Source organism: Actinomyces mediterranea (genome assembly GCF_900155595.1).
Taxonomy (GTDB): Bacteria; Actinomycetota; Actinomycetes; order Actinomycetales; family Actinomycetaceae; genus Pauljensenia; species Pauljensenia mediterranea.
Window position 1 is genome coordinate 499336 of sequence record NZ_FTPB01000003.1, and the last position, 26772, is coordinate 526107.

Sequence of the window (26772 nt, forward strand, 5' to 3'; positions counted from 1 at the left end):
TTGATAAACTTATCAGCACTTCGCCAACTTGATAAGTTTATCAAGGTTGCGTCATTTTGATAAACTTATCACCATGCGGCTTCCAATCGACTCGCCTTTCAGCCCCGGCTCCGACACCGTGCCCCTGGTCTGGGCGGGGCGCACCTCCCACCTCAGCGACTGGAGCGACATCCTGCGCCCCAGGCGACTGGCAGGAATCCACGAGAGGGGGCGCACCATCCTCGGCGAAGCAGGCTCGGGGAAATCCTCCCTCGTCCGCCGCATCGCCCGCGACGCGGCATCCCGCGGCGACTGGGTAACCCCTCAATTGCGCATCCCCACTGGAACCGATCCTCTCAAAGCGGTTGCGCGGGCGCTCCTCGATCTCGCCGATCGAGCCGGTCTCGCCTCGGCGAGGGAGGCCCGCATCGCGGAACTCCTCAACCGCGTGGAATCCGTCGCCGTATCGGGAGTCTCCATCGCCATGCGCGCCAGGAGCGAGGCAGAACCCTATGCGGCGCTTCGCGATGTGCTCATCGAAATCGGTCGGGTTGCGATGCACACCCCGGCGATGATGGTGCTCATCCACATCGACGAGGTTCAAAACATCACCGACTCATCGGCCCTGTCACAGCTGCTCATCGCATTGGGGGACGCCCTCGTCCACGAGGAGCCGGTCGAGGCGCCGGGCGGCATGCGGATCATCCGCGCCCTCCCCCTCGCCGTGTACCTCACCGGACTGCCGGAGTTCGCCGACATGGCGGGAGCGCGCAGCGGCGCGACCTTCGCCCGCAGATTCCAGGTGACGACGCTGCGCTCGATTGACGACGATGCTTTCCTCACCGCACTGCAGCCCTTTGTCACACAGGGTTGGCCGATCACCACTGACACCGGCGAGACCGAGCACATCGTGATGACCCCGGACGCGCAGCGGATGATCGTCGAGTTGGCGTGCGGCGAGCCCTTCCTCTTCCAACTCGCCGGGCAGAACGCCTGGTATGCGGGAACCGATAACACCATCACCGCCGAGCAGGTGAGAAAGGGCTGGCGACTCGCAGCGGGCGAGGCGGAGACGCACGTCCAGCGCATCCTCGACAGGCTGCCGACACGGGAGCGGCAATTCCTCGATGCGATGGCCGCCCTCGCCCCGAATGAGAGGACGCTGTCGACGATCTCCTCCGCAATGGGCTACCACAGCCCCACCGCCGCAGGAACGACTGCGCAGCGACTCGAACTCGCGCGCGGCATCATCGACAGGGGGCGGCTCTACTCCTTCACGAACCGCGCGGTCGAAGCGATGCTCACATCGGCGTGGCCGCACGTGGAGGGCTAGGCGCGTTCCCTGGGCGCCGTCAGTTCATCGGCGCGGACACAACCCCCGCATCGCCCAACGACGCCGTTTGCACGGGGACGATGGGCACCTGGGGCAGGACCTGGGGAGTCGCGGAGCGCGCGACAGCCCGGCGCAGGAGCACTTCGAAGGGGCCGCGCACATGGCCGCGCTTCTCCAACACCCAGCACACGACGACCGTTGCGCCCCAAACTCCGACGCCGATGAGCAGCCCCGCGACCGCTCCGACCTGTCGGACGCCCGCAAGCCCCGCCAGAGCGAAGATCGCGATGAACAGGATTGTCTGAGTGAGGTAGGCGGTCATCGACCGCTTCCCCACTGAGGACAAGAGGTGGCGTATGCCGGTGATCGACTCGCGCGGCGGACCCGCGAAAAGGACGAGGAGGGCGAGCCATCCTGCTGCGCCGAAGAGCCCGCCGAACTCGTGAAGGGCATGGGAGCCCAGGAAGTTCCAATCCGCGAGGCCCACGTCGGCGAGTGCCTTCGGTGCGCCCATTGCGGCCCCGAGGCCGAGGCCCGCAACGGCGACGATCGTCAAAGCGCCGCGGTGCAGATCGGGCCGCGACACGATGTCCGTTGCAGTGAGGCGCGCTCCGATGAAGGACGCGGGAAGAACCGTTGCGAGCAGGATCGTCATCACGGTAGAGGGGATCCATGAGAAGAAGGAGGCCAGTGGGTAGTACCAGCGGACGAGGCTGTTCAGACCGTAGGATATTGACGAGGAGCCGACCATGTGTTCGATGCTGTACTGCTGCCAGATCATCATGAGAATCATGACGACCGTCTGAATAACTCCGACGACGGCCATGAGTCTCCAGCGCCTCTTGGCGATGATTCCGGCGAAGATGATGCCGACGAGGGCGTAGGCGCCGATGATGTCGCCGAAGAAGAACAGGGCGTGCACCGCCCCGAAGAGCAGCATCCAATAGCCCCGACGGCGCACGAGTGTGCGGCCCGCCGCATATGCTTCCTCCTCGAAGCCCGCGAGCCACCCCTGGCGCGCTTGGGGGACGAGCCCGGGCGCCTTCGCATCCAATTCCGCGGTCCGCGTCGCGACATGCGAGTCGTGGCGCCGCATCACCATCGTCATGAGGCCGAAGCCAAAGAGCATGGAGAACAACGGATAGGCGCGGTGGTCGACGAAGAGGCTGCGGATGAGGATCCACACTCGGTCGGCCGTACTGGTATCGGCCGTGTCCGGGAACAGTTGGATCCAGATCGGCGCATTCGCCACTGCGATGAGCACGAGCATGAAACCCCGTGCGACATCGGGTGCGGGATAGCGCACCAAGTTCGAGCCTGTGAAGGATGCTGATGTCGACATGGGCTCATCCTAGTGCCGCCTTTCCCGACTCCTCCATGGCGGAACCACTGGGTGAAATCCGACTGCACTGGCATTCCACGGCCGTGTCAGGCTGTCTATATGTCACACAGGTGAGCCTTGTTGAAATGCGTGACACCATCGCGCGGTATTCCCCTCGTCTCGTCAACATCCGCTCGCCGCTGAGACCGCGAACTTCCCCACTCCCCCGCTCTTCAAGACCCGAGCAGCCCCCGTTCTTCCGCAGGATTTCAACGCAGCGCGGCGCCCATCGGGCTGAGAGCTAACGGGGTCGACGAGTGCGGGACCCCGGTCCCCGCGCACGGCCGACAAGGACTCTAACGTGACCGTGAATCAACCGATAGGCGAAGGAGCCCCACCGTGACCGAGTTCTTCTACGAGGACATGCTGCCTCTAGGCGACGACACCACCGAGTACCGTCTGCTCACCACCGAAGGCGTTGAGACCGTCGAAGGACCCGACGGCTCCACTTATCTCAAAGTAGCGCCGCAGGCCCTCGAACTTCTCGCCAAGACCGCCTACCACGACATCTCCTATTACCTGCGCACCGCCCACCTCGAGCAACTCGCATCAATCCTCGACGATCCCGAGGCATCCGCAAACGACAAGTTCGTCGCCCTCGATCTGCTCAAGAACGCCACTGTTGCCTCTGCGGGAGTCCTTCCCATGTGCCAGGACACCGGCACCGCCATCATCAAGGGCGAGCGCGGTCAGCGCATCATCACCGAGGGAGTCGACGAGCGTCCCCTGTCGCAGGGCGTGTACGAGGCCTACACGGAACTCAACCTGCGCTACTCGCAGAACACCCCCCTGTCGATGTATGAGGAGGCGAACACGGGGTGCAACCTCCCCGCACAGATCGAGCTCTACGCCGACACCCATGTCGGCCATGAGACCGACTACCGTTTCCTCTTCATGGCCAAGGGCGGCGGCAGCGCGAACAAGTCCTACCTGTATCAGATGACGAAGGCGATCCTCGATCCCGAGCACATGATGCAGTTCCTCGAGGAGAAGATCCGCTCGCTCGGCACCGCTGCCTGCCCGCCCTATCACCTCGCCATCGTCATCGGCGGGACCAGCGCGGAGTTCGCGCTCAAGACCGCGAAGTACGCATCCGCTCATTATCTCGATTCAATGCCGACCTCGGGTTCGCCGCTCGCCCACGGCTTCCGCGACGTCAAGATGGAAGGGGAAGTCCTCGACCTCACCCGCCGGATGGGCATCGGCGCCCAATTCGGCGGCAAGTACTTCTGCCACGACGTTCGCGTCATCCGCCTGCCCCGCCACGGCGCATCCCTACCGGTTGCCATCGCGGTGTCCTGCTCGGCGGATCGCCAGGCGAAGGCGAAGATCACTCCTGAGGGCGTCTTCTTGGAGAAGCTCGACACGAACCCGGGCCGTTTCCTGCCGGCCACCGATCCGGCGGAGCTCGGCGAAGACACGGGCGCCGTGTCGATCGACCTCAACCGTCCCATGAGCGAAGTCCTCGCCGAACTGTCCAAGTACCCGGTGAAGACCCGCCTGTCCCTCAATGGCACGATGATCGTCGCCCGCGACATCGCCCACGCGAAAATCCGCGAGCGCATCGAAGCGGGCGAGCCGATGCCCGAGTACATGCTCAAGCACCCCGTCTACTACGCGGGTCCGGCGAAGACCCCCGAGGGCATGCCGTCGGGCTCCTTCGGGCCGACAACGGCGGGGCGCATGGACGCCTACGTCGATCAGTTCCAAGCGCTCGGCGGCTCGATGATCATGGTCGCCAAGGGCAACCGCTCCCAGGCGGTCACCGATGCCTGCGCGAAGCACGGGGGCTTCTATCTCGGCTCTATCGGCGGTCCGGCCGCCGAACTTGCGGCGAATTGCATCAAGAAGGTGGAGTTGCTCGAGTATCCCGAGCTCGGTATGGAGGCCGTGTGGAGGATCGAGATCGAGGACTTCCCGGCATTCATCGTCGTCGACGACAAGGGCAATGACTTTTTCGCCGGCACGCAGGAGGTCACTTTGACGATCGGCAAGCGCCCCGGCCTGTGAGCCCGGTGCCATCGCGGCTCCGTTCGGTGGATGGATTCCGCTAGGCGGAGCCGCGTCATTCGCCGAGCCGTCCAGAGTCCATGACGAGGACGCGGTCCGCGAATCCGCGCGCCTCGTCGTCGTGGCTGACGACGAGGACGGCGGCACCCTCGTCGGCCGTGCGCCGCAGCAGCGACAGCACTGCGACCGCATTGTCGTCGTCGAGGCCGGAGGTCGGTTCATCGGCGAGGACGATGTCGGGGCTCATGATGAGTGCGCGGGCGACCGCCATGCGCCGCAGCTCGCCTCCCGACAGTTCCTGGGGCTTGGCCTGCGCTAGCTTCCCGATCCCGACCTCGTCGAGCAGTACTCCTGCCCGCTGTTCATCCGCCTCGTGGTAGAGGATCGAGGGCAGAAGGACGTTCTCGACGACACTGAGGCTGCGCAAAGCGGTGTGGCCCTGGGGGACAAGGCCGATGCGCTCGTTGCGCAGCCGCGAGAGGCGGGGCTCGTCGAGGAGTGCGAGATCGACGCCGTCGAGGAGGATGCTTCCGCGCGTGGGGGCGAGCAGCCCGGCGAACATGTTGAGCAGGGTGGACTTGCCCGAGCCGGATCTCCCGGTGATGACGGTGAGGCTCGAGGGCTCGAGCCGCAGGTCCACCGGTTCGACAGCCGTGAACACCGGGGTGGTCTTCGAGCGCTGGAAGTCCTTCGATGCGCCTGCCGACTCGATGGTCATGTCATTCCCCTTCCGTGAGGATCGCTGCCGCATCCGCCCGACGGATCCGCCCGATTGTGATCCATGATGATGCGGCGGCCACTGCAGCGGCACCGATCGCGGAGGCGACTGCGATGATGAGCGTCGTATACCAGGGCGGTATGATGAGGCCAACGCCCAGGCCCTGCCCGATCGCCGTTGCGAAGCCGAAGAGCAGTGCTCCCGAGGCGAGGATCCCCGCGCCCGCACCTACCCCGTTGACGAGGAGCGCCTCGTTCCCGACGATTCGCAGGATCTGTCGGTCGGCGGCGCCGATCGCCCGCAGCGATGCGAACTCCCACCTGCGCTCGTTCATCATAAGTGTGAAGATCAAGAGGATCATCGCCGCTCCGACCACCCACACGAGAGCGATGAAGAGGCCGATGGTTCGCGACGCCGAGTCGATGGTCGATGCGATCGACGAGACCATCGTCTTCGAGGTCGCGGCATTCACCCCGGCGACGCTGTTCTCGATGCGGGCCGCGACCTCGTCGACATCGGCACCGGGGCTCGTCTTGACCATCACGGAGGAGATGACCCCTCCCGTGTCGAACTCCCGGTACTGATTGAGGTTCTTCTTGAAAGAGGAGCGCAGCAGGGTCTTCGCCGTATCGAAGTCCATGTACACGGCATTGTCGAGGGTGGAGCCCGTCGAGTCGAATTGGCCGACGACCCGCAGTTCCTCGCCGAAGAGTTGGAAACGCTCGGTGTTGAACACTGTGACATTGGAGCCGACGATGACCCCCATGGATCCCAGGTCGACGGGTCCGACGGAGTCGGCGATCCACGGCTGGATCACGAAATCCGTCGCGGGGTCGAAGGCGATGATCTGGAAGCGGCCCGAGCAGCAGCTCGCCCTCGCCGATGCGAGGAAAATCTGCGGTGATGCGGTCTCAACCCCCTCGATCCCGGCGACCCGGTCGAGGATGCTCGACTCCATGTAGAAGTAGCTGGGCTCTGCTTCGATGAGGAATGTCTGGGCGTTGAATTCGTCAGCGGCTTCGATCGGGGTGACCATGATGTCGGCGCCGAGGCGGGCCTTGACGGTGTGCAGCCCGTGGCGCAAGCCCATGATGGTCATGGTGCCGCCGAAGGTCGCCACCGTCATGAGCGCTGCGACGAGCGCCAGCGCGATGGTCCGGCCCGGATACCCCTTCAGGTTCTTGAATGCGAGCGCATTGAGCGTCATTGGTTCCTCCTACACCATTGTCGGCGCGCGCCGCCGTGATCGTCCGTTGATCCTGTGTGCGGCGAGAGCCGCCGACGCACATCCGATGCCCACCGATACGAACCATGTCAGTCCCATGAGGAGCGCGGTCTCGGCGGTGTCGAGCCGCCCGAGGGAGCGGGGGGCTCCGAGTGCGAGGCCCCCCGTCCCGATGGCAATGCCAATGGCGGCGCCTGCTGCGGCAAGGATGAGCGCCTCGATGAGGACGAGCCGGGTGATGATGCGCCGCGACGCCCCGATCGCGCGCCAGATCTCGAACTCGTGGCGCCGTTCGTTCATGAGCAGCGTGTGGGCGGCCCCCAGCGCGATGAGCATGATGAGCCAGGTTCCCACTGCGATCGCGCCCACCGCCGTCGCATTAGACCCGATGGCCGATGCGGTTGAGGAGAGGGTGTCGGAACTGGTGACGGCGCTGACTCTGCGCACGTAGAGGTTGATCCAGTTCGCGACCGACACCGCCTTCGCGGGGTCTGCGACTCGGATGAGTGCTGCGGAGTAGTCACGATTCGGGTCGATCGAGGCGTAGTCGTTGACGCCGTGGGCGATGGAATCCTCGATGACGTCTGAGAGGGCGTCGATGGGGACGAAGACGGCGCGGTCGAGTTCGGAGCCGGTCTCCTCCAGGCGGGCCCCGACCCCGTGCTCCACTCCGAAGAGGACGACGCCGCCCGTATTCGATGTGTCGACTGCGCTTCCCGCGATGATCTGCCCATCGTTGAGGTCGAGGCTATCGCCTGCGCGCAGCCACGGGGTGATGGCGAAGTCGGTCGCCGGGTCGATGCCGATGATCCACTGCTCCGCGCCGCTCGGATGGGTCTCCTTGATGTAGATCTGGTAGCTCAGCGCCGCGATGTCCTCATTCGATTCCATGCGCGACGTGGTGGAACGCTGCCGATGGTGGTCGACGGGCGTGCCCTGCATGAGCAGGCGATCCTTATGGAGTTGGTTGAACCCCGCCGTGGGGTAGACGAGGATGTCGGCGCCGAGGCGCAGGCGCGCCTGGGCGAGTTCGCGGTTCATGGAGTCGACGATGATGATGCCGACGATGACGCTCGCGGCGTGCGCGATCATCACGATGACGAGGATGAGGGAGCGCACCGGGTGCGCCCGTATCGTCATCTGCGGGATGCGTCCGAGTGTGGGAGGACGCATCATCGGCCCCGCTCCGGCGCATCAAGTGAGATCCACAGCGCCGGGCGCACCCCGTATTCGGCGTCGACATTCGCGCCCGTGGTGAATCGATCGCCCTCGGCGGTCATGAATTGTGCGGTGAACTCGTACGTTCCGGGGCTGCGCAGCCACCAGTCGACCTTTTCTGAGTCGTCGACGCGCAGTGCGCCCGCGGCTCCAACAGCGCTCACCCCTGCTTTCGCGATGAGTTCACGGTCGATGGCGTCTCGGATGTACACGGTCGTCTCCGTTTCGGACAGGGCGAAGACCCGGTCACGGGTTGCGGGACCCGCGGGCGTGGCCGCGATCGACTGTTCGGCGTTCTCATTGGTGACGATGGGGATGATGCCCCGCTGGGCGGGTGTGAAAGCCTCGTTGAGGAACTCGGTGTTCATCCATGCGCGCAGGTCGGAGCGCTCCCAGGTGATCGGTTCGAACGGCTGGGCGTGGTAGGGGCGCGAGGCGAGGCAGTCGACGGCGAGGAGCAGTAGTTCGTCGTCGATCCTGTCGAGGACGATCCAGCGGATGTCCTCGGAGCCGTTGGAGGGGTCCCCGTCCTGCTCGAAGGCCCCGAAGACGACGACATCGCCCTTGTGTGCACCCCGGTAGGGCAGCGCGGGGTCCGCATTGACGAGGGCGTCCGCCCGGGAGGCGGCGTCGGCGTAGCTGCCGGACGCTTGGAAGCGCTCGTAGGCGCCGTAGGAGTCTCCCGACTGTTCCAGCCGGATCGCTTCGTCGTAGGCCGCCTTCGCCCTCGCATGGGTGAGCGCGGTGACGGTCGCGACTGCAATGCCGATGAGGAAAAGTGCGACAGCAACGATGCGAAGTACTCGATGACGGTGGATGTCGCCCATTGCTCAGGCGTCGACCGGCTTCTTCTTCACGGAGGCGACGATGGCGCCGATGCCCCCTGCGGCAATGAGCGGGGTCATGATTCTCACGAATGGCTGGAAGACGGTGTAGCAGCGCATGGTCCGCATCATGCACATGGGACAGAGCCCGCCGGGGATGAAGAAAACGATGATGGAGGCGAGGACTGCGAGGACCTGGAGTGCAATCCGCGTCGGGCGATTCGTGATGAATGCGGAGGCGGCGAGGGCGGCGGCGATGCCGACCCCACTGGCGACGACGGTGTTCTGGCACTGGTGGCAGTGCATCCAGGTTCCGTCGGGCCGCTGGTCGCAGGCGGAGAATGCGGTCGCCGCGCCGACGACGAGCAGTGCGCTGAGAGCCGCTGGAACGAGTGGCACGATGATGGTGCTCTTCGACATGTAAGTGTCCTCACTGAACCTACTGAGTAATGATGACCGCAAATAGTTAAGTCTAACCTTACTTAATAGTCAAGCGGTGAAAACGCCGATCGTGGAGTGATGATAAGGGGTTCAGCCCTGCGTCTCGGTTCACGCCCCCCGCAACGAAGAACCGCCCGCGGGGACACGGCGTTCCCCGCGGGCGGGATTACCTACGGACGGGCCCCGGTCGATCATGTGTGTGAGCACTCGATCAGCCGGGGTCCGCCTCGTCAGATGCCGATCGCGGCGGCGAACTCCGCTTTGATCCGCTCGAGGCGCTTCCGGGCCGCATCCCACGGCACGGGCTCGCCCTCATCGACCCCGAGGATCACCTCGAGGTAGCACTTGAGTTTCGGCTCGGTGCCCGACGGCCGGGCGATGACCCGGTCATTCGCCTCGGTCGTCACCATGATGGCGTTGGTTCCGGGCAGCCCGTCGTACCCATCCGACAGATCGACGACGGAGGCGACCGGTGAGCCCGCGAGTTCGGCAGGGGGCGCCGAGCGCAATCGCTCCATCCCCTGCCCGATGAGTTCAAGATTCTCGACGCGGAATGTCAGCGGCATGGTCTTGTACAGGCCATAGGCGCGCGCGAGGCGATCGAGTTCGTCGAGGCCGGTGCGCCCCTGAGTCTTGAGGGCGGCGAAGAGGGATGCGGCGAACACCGCCGTCGAGATCCCGTCCTTGTCGAGGACGTGGGCGGGGTCGGGGCAGTAGCCGATCGCTTCTTCGTAGCCGAAGCACAGGTCCGGCGCGCGGGAGATCCACTTGAAGCCCGTCAGGGTGTGGTGGTAGTCGAGGCCGTGCTTTGCAGCGATCGCCTTGAGCAGTCTGCTCGACACGATCGAGTTGGCGAGAGCCGTCCCCTCGGGCGCACGAGAGGCCGCGTACTCGCCAAGGATCGACCCCGTCTCGTCTCCCGACAATTGGCGCCAGCCCGTCTCAGATGACGCATCGGGGACCGCGAGCGCACACCGGTCAGCATCCGGATCGACAGCGATGATGAGATCCGAACCGTTCTGCCTCGCATGACGCATCGCGAGGTCAAGCGCGCCGGGCTCTTCCGGGTTCGGGAACGACACCGTCGGGAAGTCCGGGTTCGGCTCCGCCTGCTCGGCGACAAGTCCGGTGTTGACGAATCCCGCCTCGGTGAGGACTCTCCTGGTGAGAGCCCCCCCGACACCGTGCATCGCCGTGAGGGTGATGCGCAGATCGCCCTTCACCGCCTCAGTACCGCTGGCGAGGGCGACGGCGGTAGCGACGTAGTCGTCGCGAGGATCCACGTCGTCAATGCGCTCGCCGTCCTGGGGGATCTCATCGGCGGGCGGCATTGCCGCGATCGCCGCCGCGATCTCAGCGTCATACGGGGGCACGATCTGCGCGCCACAGCCGATGCCCGAGACGACGGTGCCACCGAGGTAGACCTTGTAGCCATTGTCCCGGGCGGGGTTGTGCGATGCGGTGATCATGATGCCCGCATCCGCGTCGAGGCTGCGCACCGAGAAGGACGTCAGCGGCGTCGGGTTCTTCACAGGCAAGGCGAGTGCACGGCACCCGGCCGCTGAAACGACGCGCGCGGCAGCTCGGGCGAAATCGACGGAGCCGTGCCTGGCGTCGCATCCGATGACGACGCGGGGGACGCGGGTCGCCCTCTCTTTGAGGAACGCAGCCAGTCCCGCAGTGGCGCGGATGACGACAGCGAGATTCATCCTCGATTCACCCGGTCCGATCTGTCCGCGCAGCCCCGCAGTGCCGAATTCGAGGGGACCGGACATAGCGGCCCTCACCTCGGACAGGGCTTGCCCGTCGCCATCCTCGGCCGCTGCGACCGCGTCGAGGAGGGCAGTGCGGGTGTGTTCATCAGGGTCGTGCTCGGCCCAGTGTCGAGCCTGTGAGAAGAGTTCGTCCCTCATCGGTCGAACCCGTCGAGGATGGCGAGGGTCGCCGAGACGCCGAGGCGGCTGGCACCGGCCTCGATCATGGCACGTGCGGTCTGCGCATCACGAATCCCTCCCGAAGCCTTGACTCCGAGGGCATCGCCGACGGTGGCGCGCATGAGTTCGACGGCGTGGACGGATGCTCCGCCTGCGGGGTGGAAGCCGGTGGAGGTCTTGACGAAGTCGGCTCCCGCGGCCATTGACGCCTTGCACGCCATGACGATCTCTTCGTCGGTGAGGGCTGCGGATTCGATGATGACTTTGAGGATCTTCGGCGCGGGGACCTCATTGCGCACGGCCCGAATCTCCGCCTCGAGATCATCGGCTCGACCCTCTTTGGCGAGCGAGATGTCAATGACCATGTCGATCTCGTCGGCTCCGTCCGCAATGGCGCGGGCGGCCTCGAAGGCCTTCACCTCGGGCTTGACCGCGCCGGAGGGGAAGCCGACGACGCACGCGACTTTGAGGCCCTCGGGGACGGTGAGCGGGAGCTGGGAGGGGGACACGCACACCGAGTAGGTGCCGAGCCTTGCCCCCTGCTCAACGAGGGCGGCGACGTCGGCGCGAGTGGCCTCCGGCTTGAGGAGGGTGTGGTCGATCATCTGGGCGACTGCTGCTGCATTCATCGAAATGTCCTTATCAGATCTGTGCGAGGGAGAGGGCGAGTTCCATCATCTGCGTGAAGGCCGTCTGGCGCTCCTCAGCGGTGGTCACTTCGCCGGAGACGAGGGAGTCGGAGACTGTGAAGATGCCGAGCGCTTCGACGCCCGCTTCAGCGGCGGTGGCGTACAGGCCCGCGGACTCCATTTCGATCGCGAGGATGCCCATCTTCTGCCAACGCTCATTGAACGTCGGATCGGCGTTGTAGAAGGTATCGGAGGAGAGGATATTGCCGACGTGGGTGGTGATGCCGTTCTCCTTGGCGCGCTCGCGGACCGCTTCGATGAGGCGATAAGAGCCGATTGGCGCGTATGTGCCGGGCAGGTTGTACTGGTCCATGAAGGAGGAGTTCGAGCAGGCGGCCTGCGCGATGACAACGTCGTAGAGGTTGATACCGGGCTGTAGGGCGCCGCACGTGCCGACGCGGATGAGCTTCTTGCATCCGAATACGTGGATGAGTTCCCAGGCGTACAAGGAGATGGATGGGATGCCCATGCCCGAGCCCATGACGGAGACTTCGGTCCCCTGGTAGGTGCCGGTGAATCCGAGCATATTGCGCACGGAGTTGAATTGGCGCGCGTCATCGAGGTAGTTTTCGGCGATGAATTTGGCTCGCAGGGGGTCTCCTGGCAGAAGGATGGTTTCCGCGATGGGAGCCTGGGGATCAATGTGCGGTGTCGATGTCATGTCTACTCCACTGGTAGCGGACGCGATGAAGTGTGGGGCGCCGTCGCCCCGTGAGGCAGAGTCTAGTCAAAACATAACCAATTGTCAATGCTTGAATTGACAATTGTTCATCTGGCTTGTGCTTCGCGTCGTCGGATATGAGGGATGAGGAGCGGAGCGTCAGCGCGGCGATTCCTCGGCGAGCAGCGCGCGCGCCGCCCGGTTATCAGTAACGAGATGGGTGGCCAGACCCATCTTCAATGCGGTGCTCAGGGCGGCCGTCTTGTGCTGGCCCCCTGCGACGAGGACGCGGATCGACCTCGACGCGAGTTCGTCGAGTGCGATCCCCGCTGTGCGCTCGTCGATATCCGGCACAGCGATGGCCCCCCGGGCTGTGAAGAAGCGTGAACACGCATCCCCCACGGATTCGGCGAGCAGTCGCTCGATATCGGATTCGCTGAGGTGGCCGAGATTGAGCAGCAGACTCTCGCGGGCCACGGAACCGACGGTGAAGATCACCATGTCGGTCCGCCTGCCCCGCTCGAGGATGTCGGCGATATGGGGATCGCGCTCCACGATCCTCAGGGTCCGCACATCCTGGAAGATGACGGGCAGGGGCAGGTAGCAGGCGCGGGCGTTGAAGGCCTCGCAAAAGGCCCGCATGACCTCGAAGTCGTTCGTCGCCAGTTCCGAGTAGGAACTTCCGCCCTTGAGCTGGACGATCTCGACGTCGCGGCGCACCGTATGCGGCAGGTGGGTCGCCAGTGCCCTCATGGTGCGCCCCCAGGACACGCCGACGCTCATGCCGTCGCGCACCTGCGAAGTGACGAGGTCGGCGCCTGCGCGTCCCAATTCGTCGAGCAATTCCTGCTCGTTCGACACCATCATGTGAACGACTCGCGCCTCCGTGAGGCCGAAGCGCTCTTGAAGGCGATTGGCGAGTTCGGACGACGTCTCCCTCGGATCGTGGATCTCAACCGTGACATAACCGGCGTCCTTGCCCCGCTGGATGAGCTTGGCGACAGTCGGTCGGGACAGCCCCATCTCGGAGGCGACCTCGGTTTGACTCAGACCGCGTTCGAAGTACAGCTTGACGGCGGTGATCGCCTGTTCATCACGCTTGTCCATCACAGTCCTCTTCCATAAGAAAGATTGCTCTCCGCCGAGGGAGGAGCCCGCCGGTCACTCTACGGCACCGGTGCCGAACGACGACGAGCCCCTCCGTCTATGAGATCAGTCGACGCAGTCGAGGATGACAGTCGAGGAGGCGACGGGCCCATCTCCGATCACGATGCCACCATCGAGGGATTCCAGTGCTCGCGGGATGCGCCACTCGTCATCCGTGTGCAGGGTGAGCAGCGGCTGACCCTTGCGGACCGTTGCTCCGGGCTTGGCGTGGATCTCAATGCCCGCGCCCGCCTGCACCGGATCGTCTTTGACGGCGCGACCGGCCCCCAATCGCCACGAGGCGACGCCCACCGACAAAGCGTCGAGGGTCGTCAGGACGCCATCGGCCTCGGCGGTCACTGTGTGAGTAACCGCCGCTGTCGGAAGCCGGGCATCCGGGTCGCCGCCCTGCTCGCGGATCATGGAGCGCCATGTGTCCATCGCACGTCCGTCCTTGAGCGCGGCCTCGACATCGGCGTCGGGCTGTCCCGCCATTTCGAGCATCTTGCGCGCGAGGGCGACCGTCAATTCGACGACGTCGTCGGGTCCGCCCCCTGCGAGGACCTTGATCGACTCTTCGACTTCAAGGGCGTTTCCGACTGTCAATCCGAGCGGAGTCGACATGTCCGTGAGGAAGGCGATAGTCTTCACCCCGGCGTCCGCGCCGAGATCAACCATGGCGCGCGCCAGTTCACGGGCAGTGTCTAGGTCCTTCATGAAGGCGCCGGATCCGACTTTGACGTCGAGGACGAGGGAGTCCGTGCCCTCGGCGATCTTCTTCGACATGATCGACGATGCGATGAGGGGGATGCACTCGACGGTGGAGGTGATGTCCCGCAGCGCGTAGAGCTTCTTATCCGCAGGGGCCAGTCCCGCGCCCGCCGCACAGATGACGGCACCGCAGCCCTCGCGGAGCTGATGCATGATCTCGTCATTCGTCAGATTCGCCCGCCATCCGAGGATGGATTCGAGCTTGTCGAGGGTGCCGCCCGTGTGCCCGAGACCGCGGCCCGACAGCTGCGGGACGGCGACCCCGAAGGAGGCGACGAGGGGTGCGAGCGGCAGGGTGATCTTGTCACCCACTCCGCCGGTGGAGTGCTTGTCCGCGGTGAGGCGGCCGATGCCGGAGAAGTCCATGCGCTCGCCCGAGGCGATCATGGCGTTCGTCCACCGGGAGATCTCATCGCGATTCATGCCGCGCAGGAAGATCGCCATGGCGAGGGCGGCCATTTGTTCGTCGCCCATCGCGCCATTGGTGTAGGCGTTGATCGTCCACTTGATGGCATCGTCGGACAGCACTCCCCCGTCGCGCTTGGTCCGAATGACGTCGACTGCGTCGAAGATTTTCATGTCACTGTCCTTCCGGGGGCTCGTAAGCTCCCCGATCTGAAGATGGTGCGAGGGCTGTGGGGACCTCGCCGAGGTTGAGCGGCCCGAAGGCTCCGGGCAGGACGTCCCTCATGGCCATGACCCCGTGAGGCATCTTCACGAGGCAATCGTCGCCGCCGTGCTCGTAAATCAGCTGACGGCATCTGCCGCAGGGGGCGACCGACTCGCGGTTGCCGTTCACGCAGGCGACGGCGATGAGTCTGCCGCCGCCCGATGCGATGAGGGCGGACACCATTGAGCATTCGGCGCACAGGCCGCATCCGTAGGACGCGTTCTCCACATTGCTCCCCGACACCGCGCGCCCATCCGCCGTCAACCCGGCTGCTCCCACGGGGAATCCCGAGTAGGGGCAGTAGGCGCGGGTCATGGCGTCGATAGCGAGGGACGAGAGCTCCTCCCAATCGATTGTCTGATCCATGGCGACTATCACTTCACGTAGGGGATGTTCTCGGCCGCAGGAGCCTTCGACTTGCCGACGAATCCGGCGACGGCGACGATCGTCACCGCGTAGGGGATCATCGACACGAGGTCGGAGGGGATCGCCGGTGCGATATTCGGCAGGAGCCGAGCCACAGCCTGGGCGAAGCCGAACATCACGGCTGCAGCGGTTGCACCGAGGGGGTGCCACTTGCCGAGGATCATCGCCGCGAGGGCGATGTAACCATTGCCCGCGGAGATGTTATCGGTGAAGGCCAGGCCCGATCCGATGGTGAAGAATGCGCCTCCCAGGCCCGCCAGCGCCGATCCGAGGATCGTATTGCGGCTGCGCGTGCGGTTGACGTTGATGCCGACGGTGTCGGCTGCGCGCGGGTGCTCGCCGCATGCCCTCAGACGCAGTCCCCATCGCGAGCGATACAGGAAGATCGTCAACACGACGACGACCGCGTACATGGCGTAGACGAGGATGGTCTGGTTGAAGAACACGGGGCCGATGATCGGGATCTCCGCGAGTCCGGGGATCTTGATCGGTGTGAGCGAGAACTTGTTCGTATTGAGAGAGGCAGGATCGACCTTCATGAGGGTTCCGTAGAAGAAGGTCGTCAGCCCCAGGGCGAGGACATTGAGGACGACGCCGACGATGATCTGATCCACGCCATAACGAACCGAGAACAGTGCGAGCAGGCTCCCCAGCAATGCGCCCGCGATGGGGGCGACAATGAGCCCCGCATAAGGCGTATTGAAGAAGGAGGCCGCCATGACGCCCGCGAAGGCGCCGACGAGGAGGTCGCCCTCGATTGCGATATTGACGACGCCGACGTGCTCGGAGACGACACCTGACAAGGCTCCGAAAATGAGCGGCGTCGAGATGGCGACAGTGGAGACGAGGGTCGAGGTGAGGGTGACGACGCCCGTGGATCCTGAGCCCGCGTAGAAGAGGAACGCGAGGACCGTGGAGATGCCCGCGATCGCCATCATGATGATGTCGATGATCCGGTTGGGCGTCGAATTCTTGGCAGTCATCGCAATCGACCAGGCGGCCGCAATGGCGACGAGGATGAAGAGAACCCACAGAACACCCGATCCTGCGAAGACGAGGTCGGGGATGGACATCGCCTGAGCCTTGTCATTGAGCCTCAGGGTGACATCGCCCTTCGCTGTCGCCGCGAAGAATGCGAGGAGAAGAGTGGCCAGGCCGTAGACGATCGGCATCTTCCATGATCGTTTACGCTGCACGTCATCGAGAGTGGAAACTGTACTCATCGTGCTGCTCCTTTCGACTCGTCGGCCGCTTCATCGCCGGACGCTGTGGTATGAGGCTCCGACACTGCCCCTGTGCCCGCCGCAGCGGGAGTGGTGCCGCCAATGGCGGCGAATTGTGCGCGCAGGGACTTCCCCGTCGGTTTGGGCAAGTGGAAGAGCCAGCGCACAAGTGCGGGTGCCGCGATGAGCAGGACGATGACGGACTGAAGGATGAGGATCATATCGATCGGCACGCCCTTCGATTGCATGATGTAGCCGCCCGCTTTGAAGGCTCCGAAGAGCAGGCCCGCGAAGAAGGTCCCCAGGGGCTTGTTCCGTCCCAGCAGCGCCACGGTGATGGCGTCGAAGCCGATCGATCCGGCGACGTTGCGCGAGACGTAGCCGATCGTTCCAAGCGCCTCATTGGCGCCCGCCAGGCCCATGAAACCGCCGGAGATGATCATGGTGAGGGCGGTGATCCTCGCGACGGAGATCCCCCCGGTGCGCGCCGCATCCGGGTTGGCGCCCACCGCTCGCACCTCGTATCCGAGAGTCGAGCGGTCGAGAAGCCACCAGTACACAAGGACCGCGAGAACGACCACAAGGATGCCCGCGTGGAGTTTGAAGGGTGCGGGGAGCAGGCGGATCAGTTCCGCCGTGTCTGCGACCTCGGGAGTCTGCGGCTGGTTTGATCCGGGGACCTGCCAGGACTTCTTCGTGAGGATGTATCCCAGTGCGAGGCCTGCGATCGAGTTGAGCATGATCGTGACGATCACTTCATTGGCTCCGGTCTTCGCCTTGAGGACGCCGGCGATTCCCGCGTAGAACGCCCCGGCGAAGATCGCCGCGCTGATGGCGACGAGGGTGTGGATCACCGGGGGCATTTCGAGGGCGAATCCCACCCAGACGGCGGCGAGTGCGCCGAAGATGACCTGGCCCTGTCCGCCGATGTTGAACAGGCCTGCGCGGAATCCGAAGCCCAGTCCGAGTCCGCCAATGATGAGCGGGATCGCATAGAAGAAGGAGTCGGTGAGCGGCTTGATCTGGCGCTGGAAAGTCGTCGCCTCCGGATCGAAGATCGCTCCGCGGAACATGGCGTAGTAGGCATCGGTGATAGATGCGCCTGCCATGACGATGAGGATCGCTCCGAGTGCGAAGGCGATGAGGACTGCGAGGATCGAGACGAACCACGACGAACTCAGAGCCTGGCGAAGGACGATCATCGCTTTCGAGGGCTGTTTCTCGGTACTCATCGTGTCACCTCCTTGGGTGTATCGGAATCGGGTGCGGTCGATTGCTGGGCCATGGCCTCCTCCATCGGGACGCCCGCCATCATGAGGCCGAGGACCTCGCGGGAGGTGTCCGCAGGGACGATTCCCATGATGCGTCCCCGGTACATGACGGCGATCCTGTCGGCGAGTGCAACCACCTCGTCCAATTCGGAGGAGATGAGCAGTACCGGGGTCCCGTTGTCGCGCACGTCGACGATGCGCTTGTGAATGAATTCAATGGAGCCGACGTCGACGCCTCGGGTCGGCTGGTTGGCGACGAGGAGGCGGACATCGCGTGAGATCTCGCGGGCGACGACGACCTTTTGCTGGTTACCGCCCGACAGCGTCGAGATCGGATCGGAGATACGGGTGAGGCGAATGTCGTACTCGTCCCTCTTGTCGTTGGCGTTCTTGTCGATGACTCCGAGGCGGAGCATCGGGCCCGCGGAGAAGGGGGCCTGGTTGTACTGGTCGAGGATGAGGTTCTCCGCGATGGAGAAGGATGCGATGATGCCGTCGCGCGAGCGGTCCTCGGGGATGAATCCGACTCCCGCGTCGAGCGACTTGCGCGGATTCGAATGGGTGATGTCGGACCCCTCGAGGGTGATGGTGCCCGAGTCGGGGGTTTTCAGGCCGAGGATCACTTCGGCGAGTTCGGTCTGGCCATTGCCCTGGACGCCGGCGATGGCGACGACTTCGCCGCGCTCAACCGTCAATGTGATGTGATCGAGGAGGGGGGTGCCCGAGTCGGACAGCAGTGAGACTGCGTCGAAGGAGAGTCCGCCGCCGCTGGGGTTGGCGGGGCCCTTCTCGACTTTCATCATGACGGGGCGGCCGACCATCTTCGTGGCGAGTTCGGCCTCGCTGGCCTGCGGAGAGGCGGTGCCGACGACGGCTCCGCGGCGGATGACCGTGATGTCGTCGGCTACGGCGCGGACCTCGCGGAGTTTGTGGGTGATGAAGACGATGGAGGTCCCGGCGTCTGCGAGCTGGCGCATGATCACCATGAGTTCGTCGGTCTCCTGCGGGGTGAGGACCGCGGTCGGCTCGTCGAGGATGAGGACCTTCGCGTCTCGAGACAGGGCCTTGACGATTTCGACTCGCTGCTGGGCGCCGACCGGCAGGTCTTCGATCTTCGCATCGGGGTCGAGGTCGAATCCGAAGCGCGCAGAGACTTCCTTGACGAGCGCTCTGGTTTTGGCGACGTTGATGAGCCCGGCCTTGCCTGTGGGCTCGTAGCCCAGGGCGATGGACTCGGCGACGGTGAACACGGGGATCAGCATGAAGTGCTGGTGGACCATGCCGATGCCTGCGGCCACCGCGTCGCCGGGGCCCTTGAACGAGACGGGCGCGCCGTCGATGAGGATCTCGCCCTCATCGGGGTCGTAGAGCCCGTAGATGACGTTCATGAGGGTCGACTTGCCGGCGCCGTTTTCTCCGAGGAGGGCGTGGATGCGGCCCTCTTCGATCGTCAAATCGATCTTGTTATTCGCGACGAGAGGGCCAAAGCGTTTGGTGATCCCTCTGAGTTCCAATTTCACTGCAAACCGTCCTTAGGCTCACGTAATTGATGGCGGGCGGGGTATCGGGTGACACTGAGGGCGTGGCGAAGTAGCCTCCACCACGCCCTCAGAGCAACTGAATCACGGAGCGTTCGGGGTTTCGACCTTCAGTTTGCCGGACTTGATCTGTTCGGTGAGCTTGTCGACCTCGCCCTTGAGCTCGTCGGAGACCTTCGAGTCGAAGTCATGGAATGGGGCGATGGACACGCCGTCATTCGCCAGGGAGCCGATGTAAGGATCCGAGGAGAACTTGCCTGCAACCGAATCGGAGATGGCCTGCGTAACGGAGTGGCCGATTTCCTTTTTCACCGAAGTGAGGATGATCGACGCATAGTCGGGGTTGGCCTCGTACCAGTCGGAGTCGACGCCGATGATCAGGGTGTTGCCGTCGGCGAGGGCGGCTGCGGCGGCTCCAAGGCCGACCGGGCCTGCAACCGGCATGATGATGTCTGCGCCCTGGTCGATGAACTGCTGCGCCTGCTGCTTGCCGAGCGACTGATCATCGAAGGAATTGGTGAAGGAGCCGTTTTGGGTCTCCTTGTTCCAGCCGAGCAGCTGGACATCGGTGCCCTTCGCCTTGTTGTAGGCGTCGACGCCGTCGGCGAAGCCGTCCATGAAGATGGAGACTGAGGGGATCTGCATGCCGCCGAAGGTGGCGACCTTGCCCGTCTGGGTCATGCCCGCGGCGACGTAGCCGGCGAGGAATGCCGCTTCAGCGGTGTTGAAGAGCAACGGACGACCGTTGGCGACGGTGACGACATTGGAGCTCGAGTCGGAGAAGGACGAGTCGACGAGGGCGAAGTGAAGATCCGGGTTCTCTTCCGCGGCCGAGTGGATGGCCTTTTCGAGGTTGAAGCCCACGCCGATGGTGAGATTGCAGCCATCGGCGATCATGGCTTCGACATTCGGCTTGAAGTCGGCGTCGGAGGAGGACTCCGCGGTGTTGACTTTGACGCCGAGTTCGTTCTTCGCGGCGGTCAGGCCCTCATATGCGGATTCGTTGAAGGACTTGTCGTCCCAGCCGCCGGCGTCGGAGACGGCGCAGGCCTTGAATGATGCGCTGTCGGTAGCGCCAGCGCCGCCGGATCCCGCATTGTCGGTCTTGGCGCCGCAGGCGCCCAGTGCGAGCGCAGCGACACCCGCCACTGCAATGCACTTCGTCAGGGTGTTCATGGTTTTCCTCCAGATCAGTCGTTCACCGTTGAACTGCGCATGCGCGCACCCTATGTGTTGATGATCGTCATCCGCGGCCGCCCATCACCAGTGATGAACTTTTGTAAAACCGCAAATTGACGCTTGATCAAATTGTGGTGCGCCGTTCGCAGAATGTCAAGCCTCTATTTCGCGCGTATCCCGAACGAGCCTCTCGTTGATGAGCGAGAACCCCTGGCTGACGAAATAAGAGGGGTCAGAAGTGGCATCGGCGGCGATGACCAGCCGTTCCACCCCTTCGGTAACGATTGTCGAATCAGCGTAGAGCGTTTTCCCGGGTTTGAGGTCACGGAAGCGATCTGTTACGAAGTCGAGACGAATCAGCCCCTCTCCCCCGTCAACACTGTAGGCGAAGAGACCGATGATCTCGTCCTCGTGCAGGGTGACGAAGGCGCGCGACCCCTCCAATTGCCCACTCTCGAAGCCCGGATACGCCTGCGAGATCGACTGCCCGTGACGGGTGACGAAGTCCGCGACGAGCGCGGACGCAGAGTCGACCGGGGTGACCCGGTAGTGGCGCGAGTCCTCGGTGCGCAGCTTGTACAGCCAGTAGGAGTCGATGACGGTGATGATGGCATTCATCGCCGCATACGGCCAGATCCCGAAGACGATGTTGTACACGGTCGCGATCAGGCTCCCTGCGAGGTTCATCCGCCTGAATCTGCGGACCGAGGGGACGATGAGTGAGATGACGACGAGGGCGGATCCGATCCACCCGATGATTTCCCACCACGGCATGGCGGCCTCCTGACTGTATTCTCGACTCGCGCACCGCCGACGGGGATCGTCGGCAATGCACCGATGCTCCCCGAATCCTGCGATCCGTGGCGACGATGGCGATGTCTCACCACAGACAACTTCTTGACATTTCGTCAGCTTCGGGATTTGCAAGTGTAAAGTGTAATGAGAACGGGAGACGAATACCAGAGCCTTTAGCAAATCGTGACCCGACGGTTCCACGGCGCGACGCCCGATCCGCAGGCAAGTCCGGCATAACGGCGCCACCGTAGGGGGCGCGTTCGTCGCCCCTCGATCTGGTTGTTCATCGCCGGCATCTCCTGCTCACAGGCGGGGCCGGGTTTCGACCCGGCCCCGCCTGTGAGCGGTGTCCTTCACTCAGAGGAGAAGGAACGAGGATGCGCCGACGCTCACGGCGCCACTCCCCTTCTCAGGCCCGCTTTCGGGAAAGCAATCCCGCCCCTGCGAGTGCGAGGAGGATCGCCGCGCCCGCGGCCAGATCGGCAGAGGAGCCGGTCTTGGCGAGTTTCGCCTCCGGGGCATTCCCGGGCTGCGCCTGCGGCTGGGGCGCCTCGGGGGCCGGAGCAGCCGCCGGGCAGATCACCGGGACGCTCAGCCCCTGGGTCGCGGTGACGACCTCGGCGAAGTCCGTGGACACGGAAACGGGGACCTTGACGGTCTCACCTGCGGGGAGTCCCTCGCAGCGCTTCCCGGCCGTGACCGCGACCTCGACGCTCGCCCGTCCGGCGCCGTCGGTGGTGATGATCGCGGCTTCGTCGGAGGCGTGCTCGTCGACGAGGTCGTTGTTCACCGGCGCGCTCGCCTTCGCTCCGTCGAGGGAGAGGGTGACGTTCTGCGTGATCGAGGGGCCCTCGGAGAAGGAGAGGCCGCGCAGGGGGATCGTCACGGTCGTGCCGTCGGCGACGGGCTCGGCGGGCAGGCTCAGGCCGATCGCGGACTTGGCCGCGCGAGGCGCCGCGCCCGAGTGGGCGGCGAGGAACTCGTTGAACTTGTCGCGATCGAGGTTGCCGTTCGTCTTCGCCGGGCCGCCCGCGGTGAGGGCGTCGAAGGAGTCTCCGCCGTCGAGGAGGAAGGTCACCGAGCCGACGGTGTAGGTCTTCGCCGGATCGAGGGGCTCGTCGTTGACCATGACGGAGGTGATGCGCTCGCCGTAGGGCTTGGCCGGGTCGTAGGTGTAGCGCACGTTCGAGGAGATCCCGAGCTTGAGCAACGGCCGGGAGTTCTGGGAGTTGAGGTCGGTCTTCCACTGCTGTTCGAGCGCCCGCTTGAAGTCGGCGCCGGTGATGGACACGTAGCCGAGCTCGTTGGAGAAGGGCATGACTGAGTAGGACTGGGCGTAGGTGATGCTCCCGTCCTCGTTCGGGATGAGGTCGTCGCGCAGTCCCCCGGCGTTGATGATGCCGATATCGACGGGGGTGTTGCCCTCAACGAGGATGGTCTCCCTCATGGCGTCGGCGACGAAGTCCCCGAGACTCGATTCAATGCCGCGGTTGGACCCGGGGTCGGTGGCCCCGGAGGGGGTCGTGAAGACGCCGCGCTTGAAGGACTGCGTGTAGCCGGTTCCGACGACTGCCTTGCCCGCCTCCTGCGAGTCGGCGACCGCCTGGTCGACGACCGCCTGGGTGGCGGGGTCGGTGCCGCATTGCGCGACCGTGGATGCGGGGATGAGCTGTGTATCGGCGGAGACAACCGTGTTCGTCGCGGTGTCGTAGGAGATGCGGATCAGGCCGAGGTTGTCGGTGTAGGAGCCGGAGGCGACGCCCGCGAGGAGCGGGTTCTTCGAGTCGAGCCTCTCGGCGGAGTCAACCTTGTCGAACTCGTAGGGCACGTGGGTGTCGCCGCCCATGATGCCGTCCACGTGCTCGCTGACCTTCGGATAGTTGTTCTTCACGTCGTCGTCGAGCATTGCGATGACGATCTGGGCCTCGCCCTTCTCCTTGATGCTCTTGGCGAGGGCGTCGATCTTCGCGAGGGGATCGGTGAAGGTGAGTCCCGAGGTCGTGCCGGGGCTGAGCTTGTAGGGCACATCCTCGGCGATCGCGCCGATGAAGGCGACCTTCACACCCGCAGGCGACTCCCAGACCTCGTAGTCGCCGAGGTAGGGGGTTTGCACCCCTCCCTTCGACCAGGAGCCCATGCCCTCGATGTTCGCGCCGAGGTAAGGGAAGCCCACCTGCACGAATTCACCGGGGTTGGATCCGTCGACTCGCTGCTTGAAGACGGCCTGCCCCATGTCGAGCTCGTGGTTGCCGATGGTCGAGGCGAGCGGGTTGAGTGTGTTGAGCGCCGCGATCGTCGGATTGTCCTTCAGGGAGCCCGAGGTGTAGGGGGAGGCCCCGATGTTGTCGCCGAGGAGCGTGAAGGAGGAGTTCGGGTTCGCGGCCCTGGCCTGCTTGAGGTAGCAGTTCATCGCAGGCAGGCCCGCCTCGCGGACGACGCCCTTCTTCACGACTTGTTCAATGTGCCCGTGGACGTCCGTGAGATTGTACAGGTCGAGGGTGACGACCGATGAACGCGTCTGCCCGGTCGCAGGCGCGAGGGCGGCATCCGCCCCATCAGCGCCGGGGGCCGGCGGTGCCGCTTCCCCGGCCTCGTCGGCGCCGCCCGCGTCAGATGGGGCGGGCGTTTCATCGACTGCCTCCACTGCGGGTTCCCGCTCTGCACCGCCTCCGCCGTCGCCCGCGGGCTGTGCGAGCGCTGCGCTCGGGGCGGCCATGAGGATGCTCGCGGTGGCGATTCCCACCGCTAGTCGGCTCTTTCGCGTGGTCATGTGCTGTGTCATGTGTTCCTCTCGAATCACTCGGCCGCATCGTCTCCGACCCGGCCGACCGTCGGCGCCGCGGATGATCCGATCGGCGCCGACGGCGTTCACCGTGTGCGGGGGCCCGTCGCCCCCACGAGTGTTGATGGGGTGTCTGTTTGAGTGGGGGTGGTTCGGTCAGCCGCGCGATTTTTTGCGCGCGCGCACTGCGACCAGGCCACTGCCTAGGAGCACGATACCGATGAGGGCAACGGCGTCCGTATTCGCGCCGGTCGCTGCAAGCGTCGGCGTTGCAGTGGGCGTCGCCCCGCCATCCGTCCCGCCGGGCGTCGGCTCCGGGGAGGGTTGGGGCGCGGGCGCGACCTCGCTGATGAGCGCGAGTCCGACGATCTCCGGGTTGTGGTCCGAGGATCGGTAGGGGTTGTCCGACTCGAACTTCAGATGAGCGTTATAGTTCGCGCGCGAATACTCGAAGGACACGGATTCTTGGGCGTTGAGCGCCCAGGATGCGACCTCGACGACTCGACCATCGCCCGCAGCGTTCGCGAAGACATGGTCGAGGGAGCCCGAGCGTCCGCCATAGACATATGAGGCGTCGGCGCCGCCCGACTTGTGCACCCATCCCTTCTCGCGCAGAACAGTGAGGGGGTCCTCCATGGTGTAGGCGTTGAAGTCCCCGACGAGCAGTGTTGGCGTCTGTTCGAACTGCGTGGCGAAGTCGGCGAGGGCGCGCGCCTGCGCGACGCGGATCGCATTCGAGTTGCCCTGACCATCGCCGGTGTCCGTGTTGCCCTCTTCCATTCCCTTGGGCACCGAGCCCTTGGACTTGAAGTGATTCGCAATGACGACGATGTTCGTCCCCGTGTGCTGATCATCAACGACCGGCGCGAACTCCTGGGCGAGGGGCTGGCGGGCCAGACCCGTGAACGCCGGATCGTCGAGGATGATCGACTCTCCGACGGCCGTGATCCGTGCAGGCTGGTAGATGAAGGCGGTGCGGATGGCATCCTCCTTATCGGGGACTGCGGCAGGGCTCGGCACGAACGCCCACTTGGCATCGCCGTGCGAGTTCGCATTGAGGGCGTCGACCAGTTTTTTCAGGGCCGCATCCCGGTCGTCTCCGACGCCCGCGCCCACAGGGTTCTCGATCTCTTCGAGGGCGACGACATCCGCGTTGATGGTGTTGATGGCCTGGACGATCTTCGCCTGCTGATTGGCGAATGCCTGCGCGGAGTATGCGCCGCGAACCGGGCACTTCCACGAGACATTCTTATCCTGTTTGACTGTGACCTTATTCTTCTCGCGATCCTCGTAGGCCTTCGGGCAGTCATCAGGAAAATCCTCGCCGAGGTCGGTGAAGTAGTTGAGGACGTTGAAGGTGGCGATAGTGACGTCTCCCCCCACGCTCGGCGCCCCGGGGCGCTCACCGCTGATGGAGACGGGAGACAGGTTGCGGTGCCCGGCGACCATCGTCGTCGGTTGGAACACGAACGCCTGGTTGCGCGAATCGAGGAGGACGGGGCTGGTGAAGCTCAGGCGGTATCCGACGCGGGCGGGCGACCCATTGGCGAGGTAGGCGAGTTCCGCATTCGTCGCGGCCCCGCTGTGCAGGTAGGTGTTAGTCCCGTCGTCGAGGACGATCTGCTTGGCGGCGTTCTCCTCCTCCATTGTCTTCGCAGCATCTCCGGGGGCGACGACATCCGTTGCCGAGCGCAGGGGCGCATCCCCGGGAGTGATGCTAAGGGTTCCCGATTGGCCCGCAGCGTAGTTGTCGGTAATGGTCCACGTCCCCCCGGGTGCGACGAGCATACCTTCGAGCGCCTCCATCTGCTCCGCGGTCGGCACGCCGGGCAGGGGAACCGGGGCAACGTCGAGGCATTCGCCGTCGAACGCCTCGATCGAGGGCGAGGCGATCTGCGTGAGGCTGAGGATCCCGGGCGAGTCCTCGTCCTTCTTCTTACCCGAGTACTCGTTGACATAACCCGTGACTTGCACGCACTGTCCGACCTCAGGGAATGAGAGGTCCTTCTTCCCCGCGTACACGAAGACGGCGTCGGAGGACTCGCGCGTGGGATCCCACGCGCCGCCAGTGCCCGGGGTCTGGATGTAGAAGCCGTCGAAGGTGCCGGACAGACCGTCCTGCTTCGTCGGGAATACGGCGGTCACCCGCCCCATCGTTGTGACCTTCGTCTTGAGCATCGCGGAGTCATCGTCGGTGCCGTTGGTCTTTTGGATCTCGGCGATCGGGGTGATCAGTGAGGACGGCGCACGCTGGGCCTGCGGAGCGGTCGGCGCTACCTCCCCACCGCTCATCGCTGCGTCGCTCACAGCCGAGGCGTCCTCGGATTCGGGCGCTGCAGCGCTCTGAGCGCCGCCATCGGGCTGTTCGTGGGCGGCGGGCGCAGGAGCGTCTGTGTCATCGGTCGCGGCGCCCGAGTCGGCTCCCGCTGCGATTTCGCCGGGAAGGGCACCGGTGCCGTTGGTCGGCGCGTCGCCCTCCGGTGCGGCATATGCCGTCAGGGGCATGCCAACGAGCGCGCATATCGCGAGTGCACCGAGAGCTGTCCGCATTGTCACTG

At 64.7% G+C, this 26772-nt stretch carries 21 protein-coding genes; 2 read left to right on the forward strand and 19 right to left on the reverse strand.

Annotated features, from left to right (window positions below):
- Positions 1-73 precede the first annotated feature (73 nt).
- Positions 74-1312, forward strand: a complete 1239-nt coding sequence (locus BQ7471_RS03335; RefSeq protein ID WP_076464186.1) for an ATP-binding protein — start codon at positions 74-76, stop codon at positions 1310-1312.
- 19 nt (positions 1313-1331) lie between these two features.
- Here the strand turns inward: BQ7471_RS03335 and BQ7471_RS03340 are convergent, their stop codons facing one another.
- Positions 1332-2654 carry a DUF418 domain-containing protein gene (locus BQ7471_RS03340; protein ID WP_076464188.1) on the reverse strand — a complete coding sequence of 441 codons (1323 nt, stop codon included), beginning with the start codon at positions 2652-2654 and terminating at the stop codon, positions 1332-1334.
- 378 nt (positions 2655-3032) lie between these two features.
- Between BQ7471_RS03340 and BQ7471_RS03345 the strand changes: the two genes are divergently transcribed.
- Positions 3033-4703 carry a fumarate hydratase gene (locus tag BQ7471_RS03345; RefSeq protein WP_076464189.1) on the forward strand — a complete coding sequence of 557 codons (1671 nt, stop codon included), beginning with the start codon at positions 3033-3035 and terminating at the stop codon, positions 4701-4703.
- Positions 4704-4758: 55 nt separating this feature from the next.
- Here the strand turns inward: BQ7471_RS03345 and BQ7471_RS03350 are convergent, their stop codons facing one another.
- From BQ7471_RS03350 to BQ7471_RS03435, 18 genes are all read right to left on the reverse strand, one after another.
- Positions 4759-5421, reverse strand: a complete 663-nt coding sequence (locus tag BQ7471_RS03350) for an ABC transporter ATP-binding protein (RefSeq protein ID WP_076464191.1) — start codon at positions 5419-5421, stop codon at positions 4759-4761.
- A 1-nt stretch (position 5422) separates the two neighbouring features.
- Entirely contained in the window at positions 5423-6628 is a 1206-nt protein-coding gene (locus tag BQ7471_RS03355) for an ABC transporter permease (RefSeq protein ID WP_076464193.1), read from the reverse strand.
- Positions 6629-6637: 9 nt separating this feature from the next.
- Positions 6638-7822 (reverse strand): FtsX-like permease family protein, encoded by a 1185-nt coding sequence (locus tag BQ7471_RS03360; RefSeq protein WP_076464194.1) that lies wholly within the window; start codon positions 7820-7822, stop codon positions 6638-6640.
- Positions 7819-8691: a DUF6273 domain-containing protein gene (locus BQ7471_RS03365; protein ID WP_076464196.1), complete on the reverse strand. Its 873-nt coding sequence runs from the start codon at positions 8689-8691 to the stop codon at positions 7819-7821. The genes BQ7471_RS03360 and BQ7471_RS03365 overlap by 4 nt, the downstream gene beginning before the upstream one ends.
- Before the next feature lie 3 nt (positions 8692-8694).
- The gene (locus BQ7471_RS03370) at positions 8695-9108 is read right to left on the reverse strand and encodes a DUF4418 family protein (protein ID WP_076464197.1); all 414 of its coding nucleotides are present in this window, start codon (positions 9106-9108) and stop codon (positions 8695-8697) included.
- Between the two features lie 251 nt (positions 9109-9359).
- Complete coding sequence (locus BQ7471_RS03375) at positions 9360-11042, reverse strand: phospho-sugar mutase (protein WP_076464199.1); 1683 nt, start codon at positions 11040-11042, stop codon at positions 9360-9362.
- Positions 11039-11692: a deoxyribose-phosphate aldolase gene (gene deoC / locus BQ7471_RS03380; protein WP_076464200.1), complete on the reverse strand. Its 654-nt coding sequence runs from the start codon at positions 11690-11692 to the stop codon at positions 11039-11041. Before deoC ends, BQ7471_RS03375 begins: the two co-directional genes overlap by 4 nt.
- A 13-nt stretch (positions 11693-11705) precedes the next feature.
- Positions 11706-12413: a purine-nucleoside phosphorylase gene (deoD, locus tag BQ7471_RS03385; RefSeq protein WP_076464202.1), complete on the reverse strand. Its 708-nt coding sequence runs from the start codon at positions 12411-12413 to the stop codon at positions 11706-11708.
- Positions 12414-12572: 159 nt separating this feature from the next.
- The gene (locus BQ7471_RS03390) at positions 12573-13520 is read right to left on the reverse strand and encodes a sugar-binding transcriptional regulator (protein ID WP_076464203.1); all 948 of its coding nucleotides are present in this window, start codon (positions 13518-13520) and stop codon (positions 12573-12575) included.
- Between the two features lie 105 nt (positions 13521-13625).
- Positions 13626-14909: a thymidine phosphorylase gene (locus BQ7471_RS03395; RefSeq protein ID WP_076464205.1), complete on the reverse strand. Its 1284-nt coding sequence runs from the start codon at positions 14907-14909 to the stop codon at positions 13626-13628.
- 1 nt (position 14910) lies between these two features.
- Positions 14911-15366, reverse strand: a complete 456-nt coding sequence (locus tag BQ7471_RS03400) for a cytidine deaminase (protein ID WP_076464206.1) — start codon at positions 15364-15366, stop codon at positions 14911-14913.
- A gap of 8 nt (positions 15367-15374) precedes the next feature.
- Complete coding sequence (locus BQ7471_RS03405; protein WP_076464208.1) at positions 15375-16649, reverse strand: ABC transporter permease; 1275 nt, start codon at positions 16647-16649, stop codon at positions 15375-15377.
- Positions 16646-17881: an ABC transporter permease gene (locus tag BQ7471_RS03410; RefSeq protein WP_076464209.1), complete on the reverse strand. Its 1236-nt coding sequence runs from the start codon at positions 17879-17881 to the stop codon at positions 16646-16648. The genes BQ7471_RS03405 and BQ7471_RS03410 overlap by 4 nt, the downstream gene beginning before the upstream one ends.
- The gene (locus BQ7471_RS03415) at positions 17878-19440 is read right to left on the reverse strand and encodes an ABC transporter ATP-binding protein (RefSeq protein ID WP_076464211.1); all 1563 of its coding nucleotides are present in this window, start codon (positions 19438-19440) and stop codon (positions 17878-17880) included. The genes BQ7471_RS03410 and BQ7471_RS03415 overlap by 4 nt, the downstream gene beginning before the upstream one ends.
- Before the next feature lie 102 nt (positions 19441-19542).
- Positions 19543-20634 (reverse strand): BMP family lipoprotein, encoded by a 1092-nt coding sequence (locus BQ7471_RS03420; RefSeq protein WP_076464212.1) that lies wholly within the window; start codon positions 20632-20634, stop codon positions 19543-19545.
- Between the two features lie 156 nt (positions 20635-20790).
- A complete protein-coding gene (locus BQ7471_RS03425; RefSeq protein ID WP_076464214.1) occupies positions 20791-21411 on the reverse strand; it encodes a hypothetical protein in 621 nt (206 codons plus the stop codon).
- Between the two features lie 430 nt (positions 21412-21841).
- Complete coding sequence (locus BQ7471_RS03430) at positions 21842-24202, reverse strand: bifunctional metallophosphatase/5'-nucleotidase (protein ID WP_076464427.1); 2361 nt, start codon at positions 24200-24202, stop codon at positions 21842-21844.
- A gap of 168 nt (positions 24203-24370) precedes the next feature.
- Positions 24371-26764: an ExeM/NucH family extracellular endonuclease gene (locus BQ7471_RS03435; RefSeq protein WP_083663219.1), complete on the reverse strand. Its 2394-nt coding sequence runs from the start codon at positions 26762-26764 to the stop codon at positions 24371-24373.
- Between the last annotated feature and the right edge of the window lie 8 nt (positions 26765-26772).

Excerpts from the sequence above, each read along its gene's own strand:
- BQ7471_RS03335 (WP_076464186.1), top strand. The coding sequence starts at position 74 with ATGCGGCTTCCAATCGACTCGCCTTTCAGCCCCGGCTCCGACACCGTG.
- BQ7471_RS03340 (WP_076464188.1), bottom strand. The coding sequence starts at position 2,654 with ATGTCGACATCAGCATCCTTCACAGGCTCGAACTTGGTGCGCTATCCC.
- BQ7471_RS03350 (WP_076464191.1), bottom strand. The coding sequence starts at position 5,421 with ATGACCATCGAGTCGGCAGGCGCATCGAAGGACTTCCAGCGCTCGAAG.
- BQ7471_RS03355 (WP_076464193.1), bottom strand. The coding sequence starts at position 6,628 with ATGACGCTCAATGCGCTCGCATTCAAGAACCTGAAGGGGTATCCGGGC.
- BQ7471_RS03360 (WP_076464194.1), bottom strand. The coding sequence starts at position 7,822 with ATGATGCGTCCTCCCACACTCGGACGCATCCCGCAGATGACGATACGG.
- BQ7471_RS03365 (WP_076464196.1), bottom strand. The coding sequence starts at position 8,691 with ATGGGCGACATCCACCGTCATCGAGTACTTCGCATCGTTGCTGTCGCA.
- BQ7471_RS03370 (WP_076464197.1), bottom strand. The coding sequence starts at position 9,108 with ATGTCGAAGAGCACCATCATCGTGCCACTCGTTCCAGCGGCTCTCAGC.
- BQ7471_RS03375 (WP_076464199.1), bottom strand. The coding sequence starts at position 11,042 with ATGAGGGACGAACTCTTCTCACAGGCTCGACACTGGGCCGAGCACGAC.
- deoC (WP_076464200.1), bottom strand. The coding sequence starts at position 11,692 with ATGAATGCAGCAGCAGTCGCCCAGATGATCGACCACACCCTCCTCAAG.
- deoD (WP_076464202.1), bottom strand. The coding sequence starts at position 12,413 with ATGACATCGACACCGCACATTGATCCCCAGGCTCCCATCGCGGAAACC.
- BQ7471_RS03390 (WP_076464203.1), bottom strand. The coding sequence starts at position 13,520 with ATGGACAAGCGTGATGAACAGGCGATCACCGCCGTCAAGCTGTACTTC.
- BQ7471_RS03395 (WP_076464205.1), bottom strand. The coding sequence starts at position 14,909 with ATGAAAATCTTCGACGCAGTCGACGTCATTCGGACCAAGCGCGACGGG.
- BQ7471_RS03400 (WP_076464206.1), bottom strand. The coding sequence starts at position 15,366 with ATGGATCAGACAATCGATTGGGAGGAGCTCTCGTCCCTCGCTATCGAC.
- BQ7471_RS03405 (WP_076464208.1), bottom strand. The coding sequence starts at position 16,649 with ATGAGTACAGTTTCCACTCTCGATGACGTGCAGCGTAAACGATCATGG.
- BQ7471_RS03410 (WP_076464209.1), bottom strand. The coding sequence starts at position 17,881 with ATGAGTACCGAGAAACAGCCCTCGAAAGCGATGATCGTCCTTCGCCAG.
- BQ7471_RS03420 (WP_076464212.1), bottom strand. The coding sequence starts at position 20,634 with ATGAACACCCTGACGAAGTGCATTGCAGTGGCGGGTGTCGCTGCGCTC.
- BQ7471_RS03425 (WP_076464214.1), bottom strand. The coding sequence starts at position 21,411 with ATGCCGTGGTGGGAAATCATCGGGTGGATCGGATCCGCCCTCGTCGTC.
- BQ7471_RS03430 (WP_076464427.1), bottom strand. The coding sequence starts at position 24,202 with ATGACCACGCGAAAGAGCCGACTAGCGGTGGGAATCGCCACCGCGAGC.
- BQ7471_RS03435 (WP_083663219.1), bottom strand. The coding sequence starts at position 26,764 with ATGCGGACAGCTCTCGGTGCACTCGCGATATGCGCGCTCGTTGGCATG.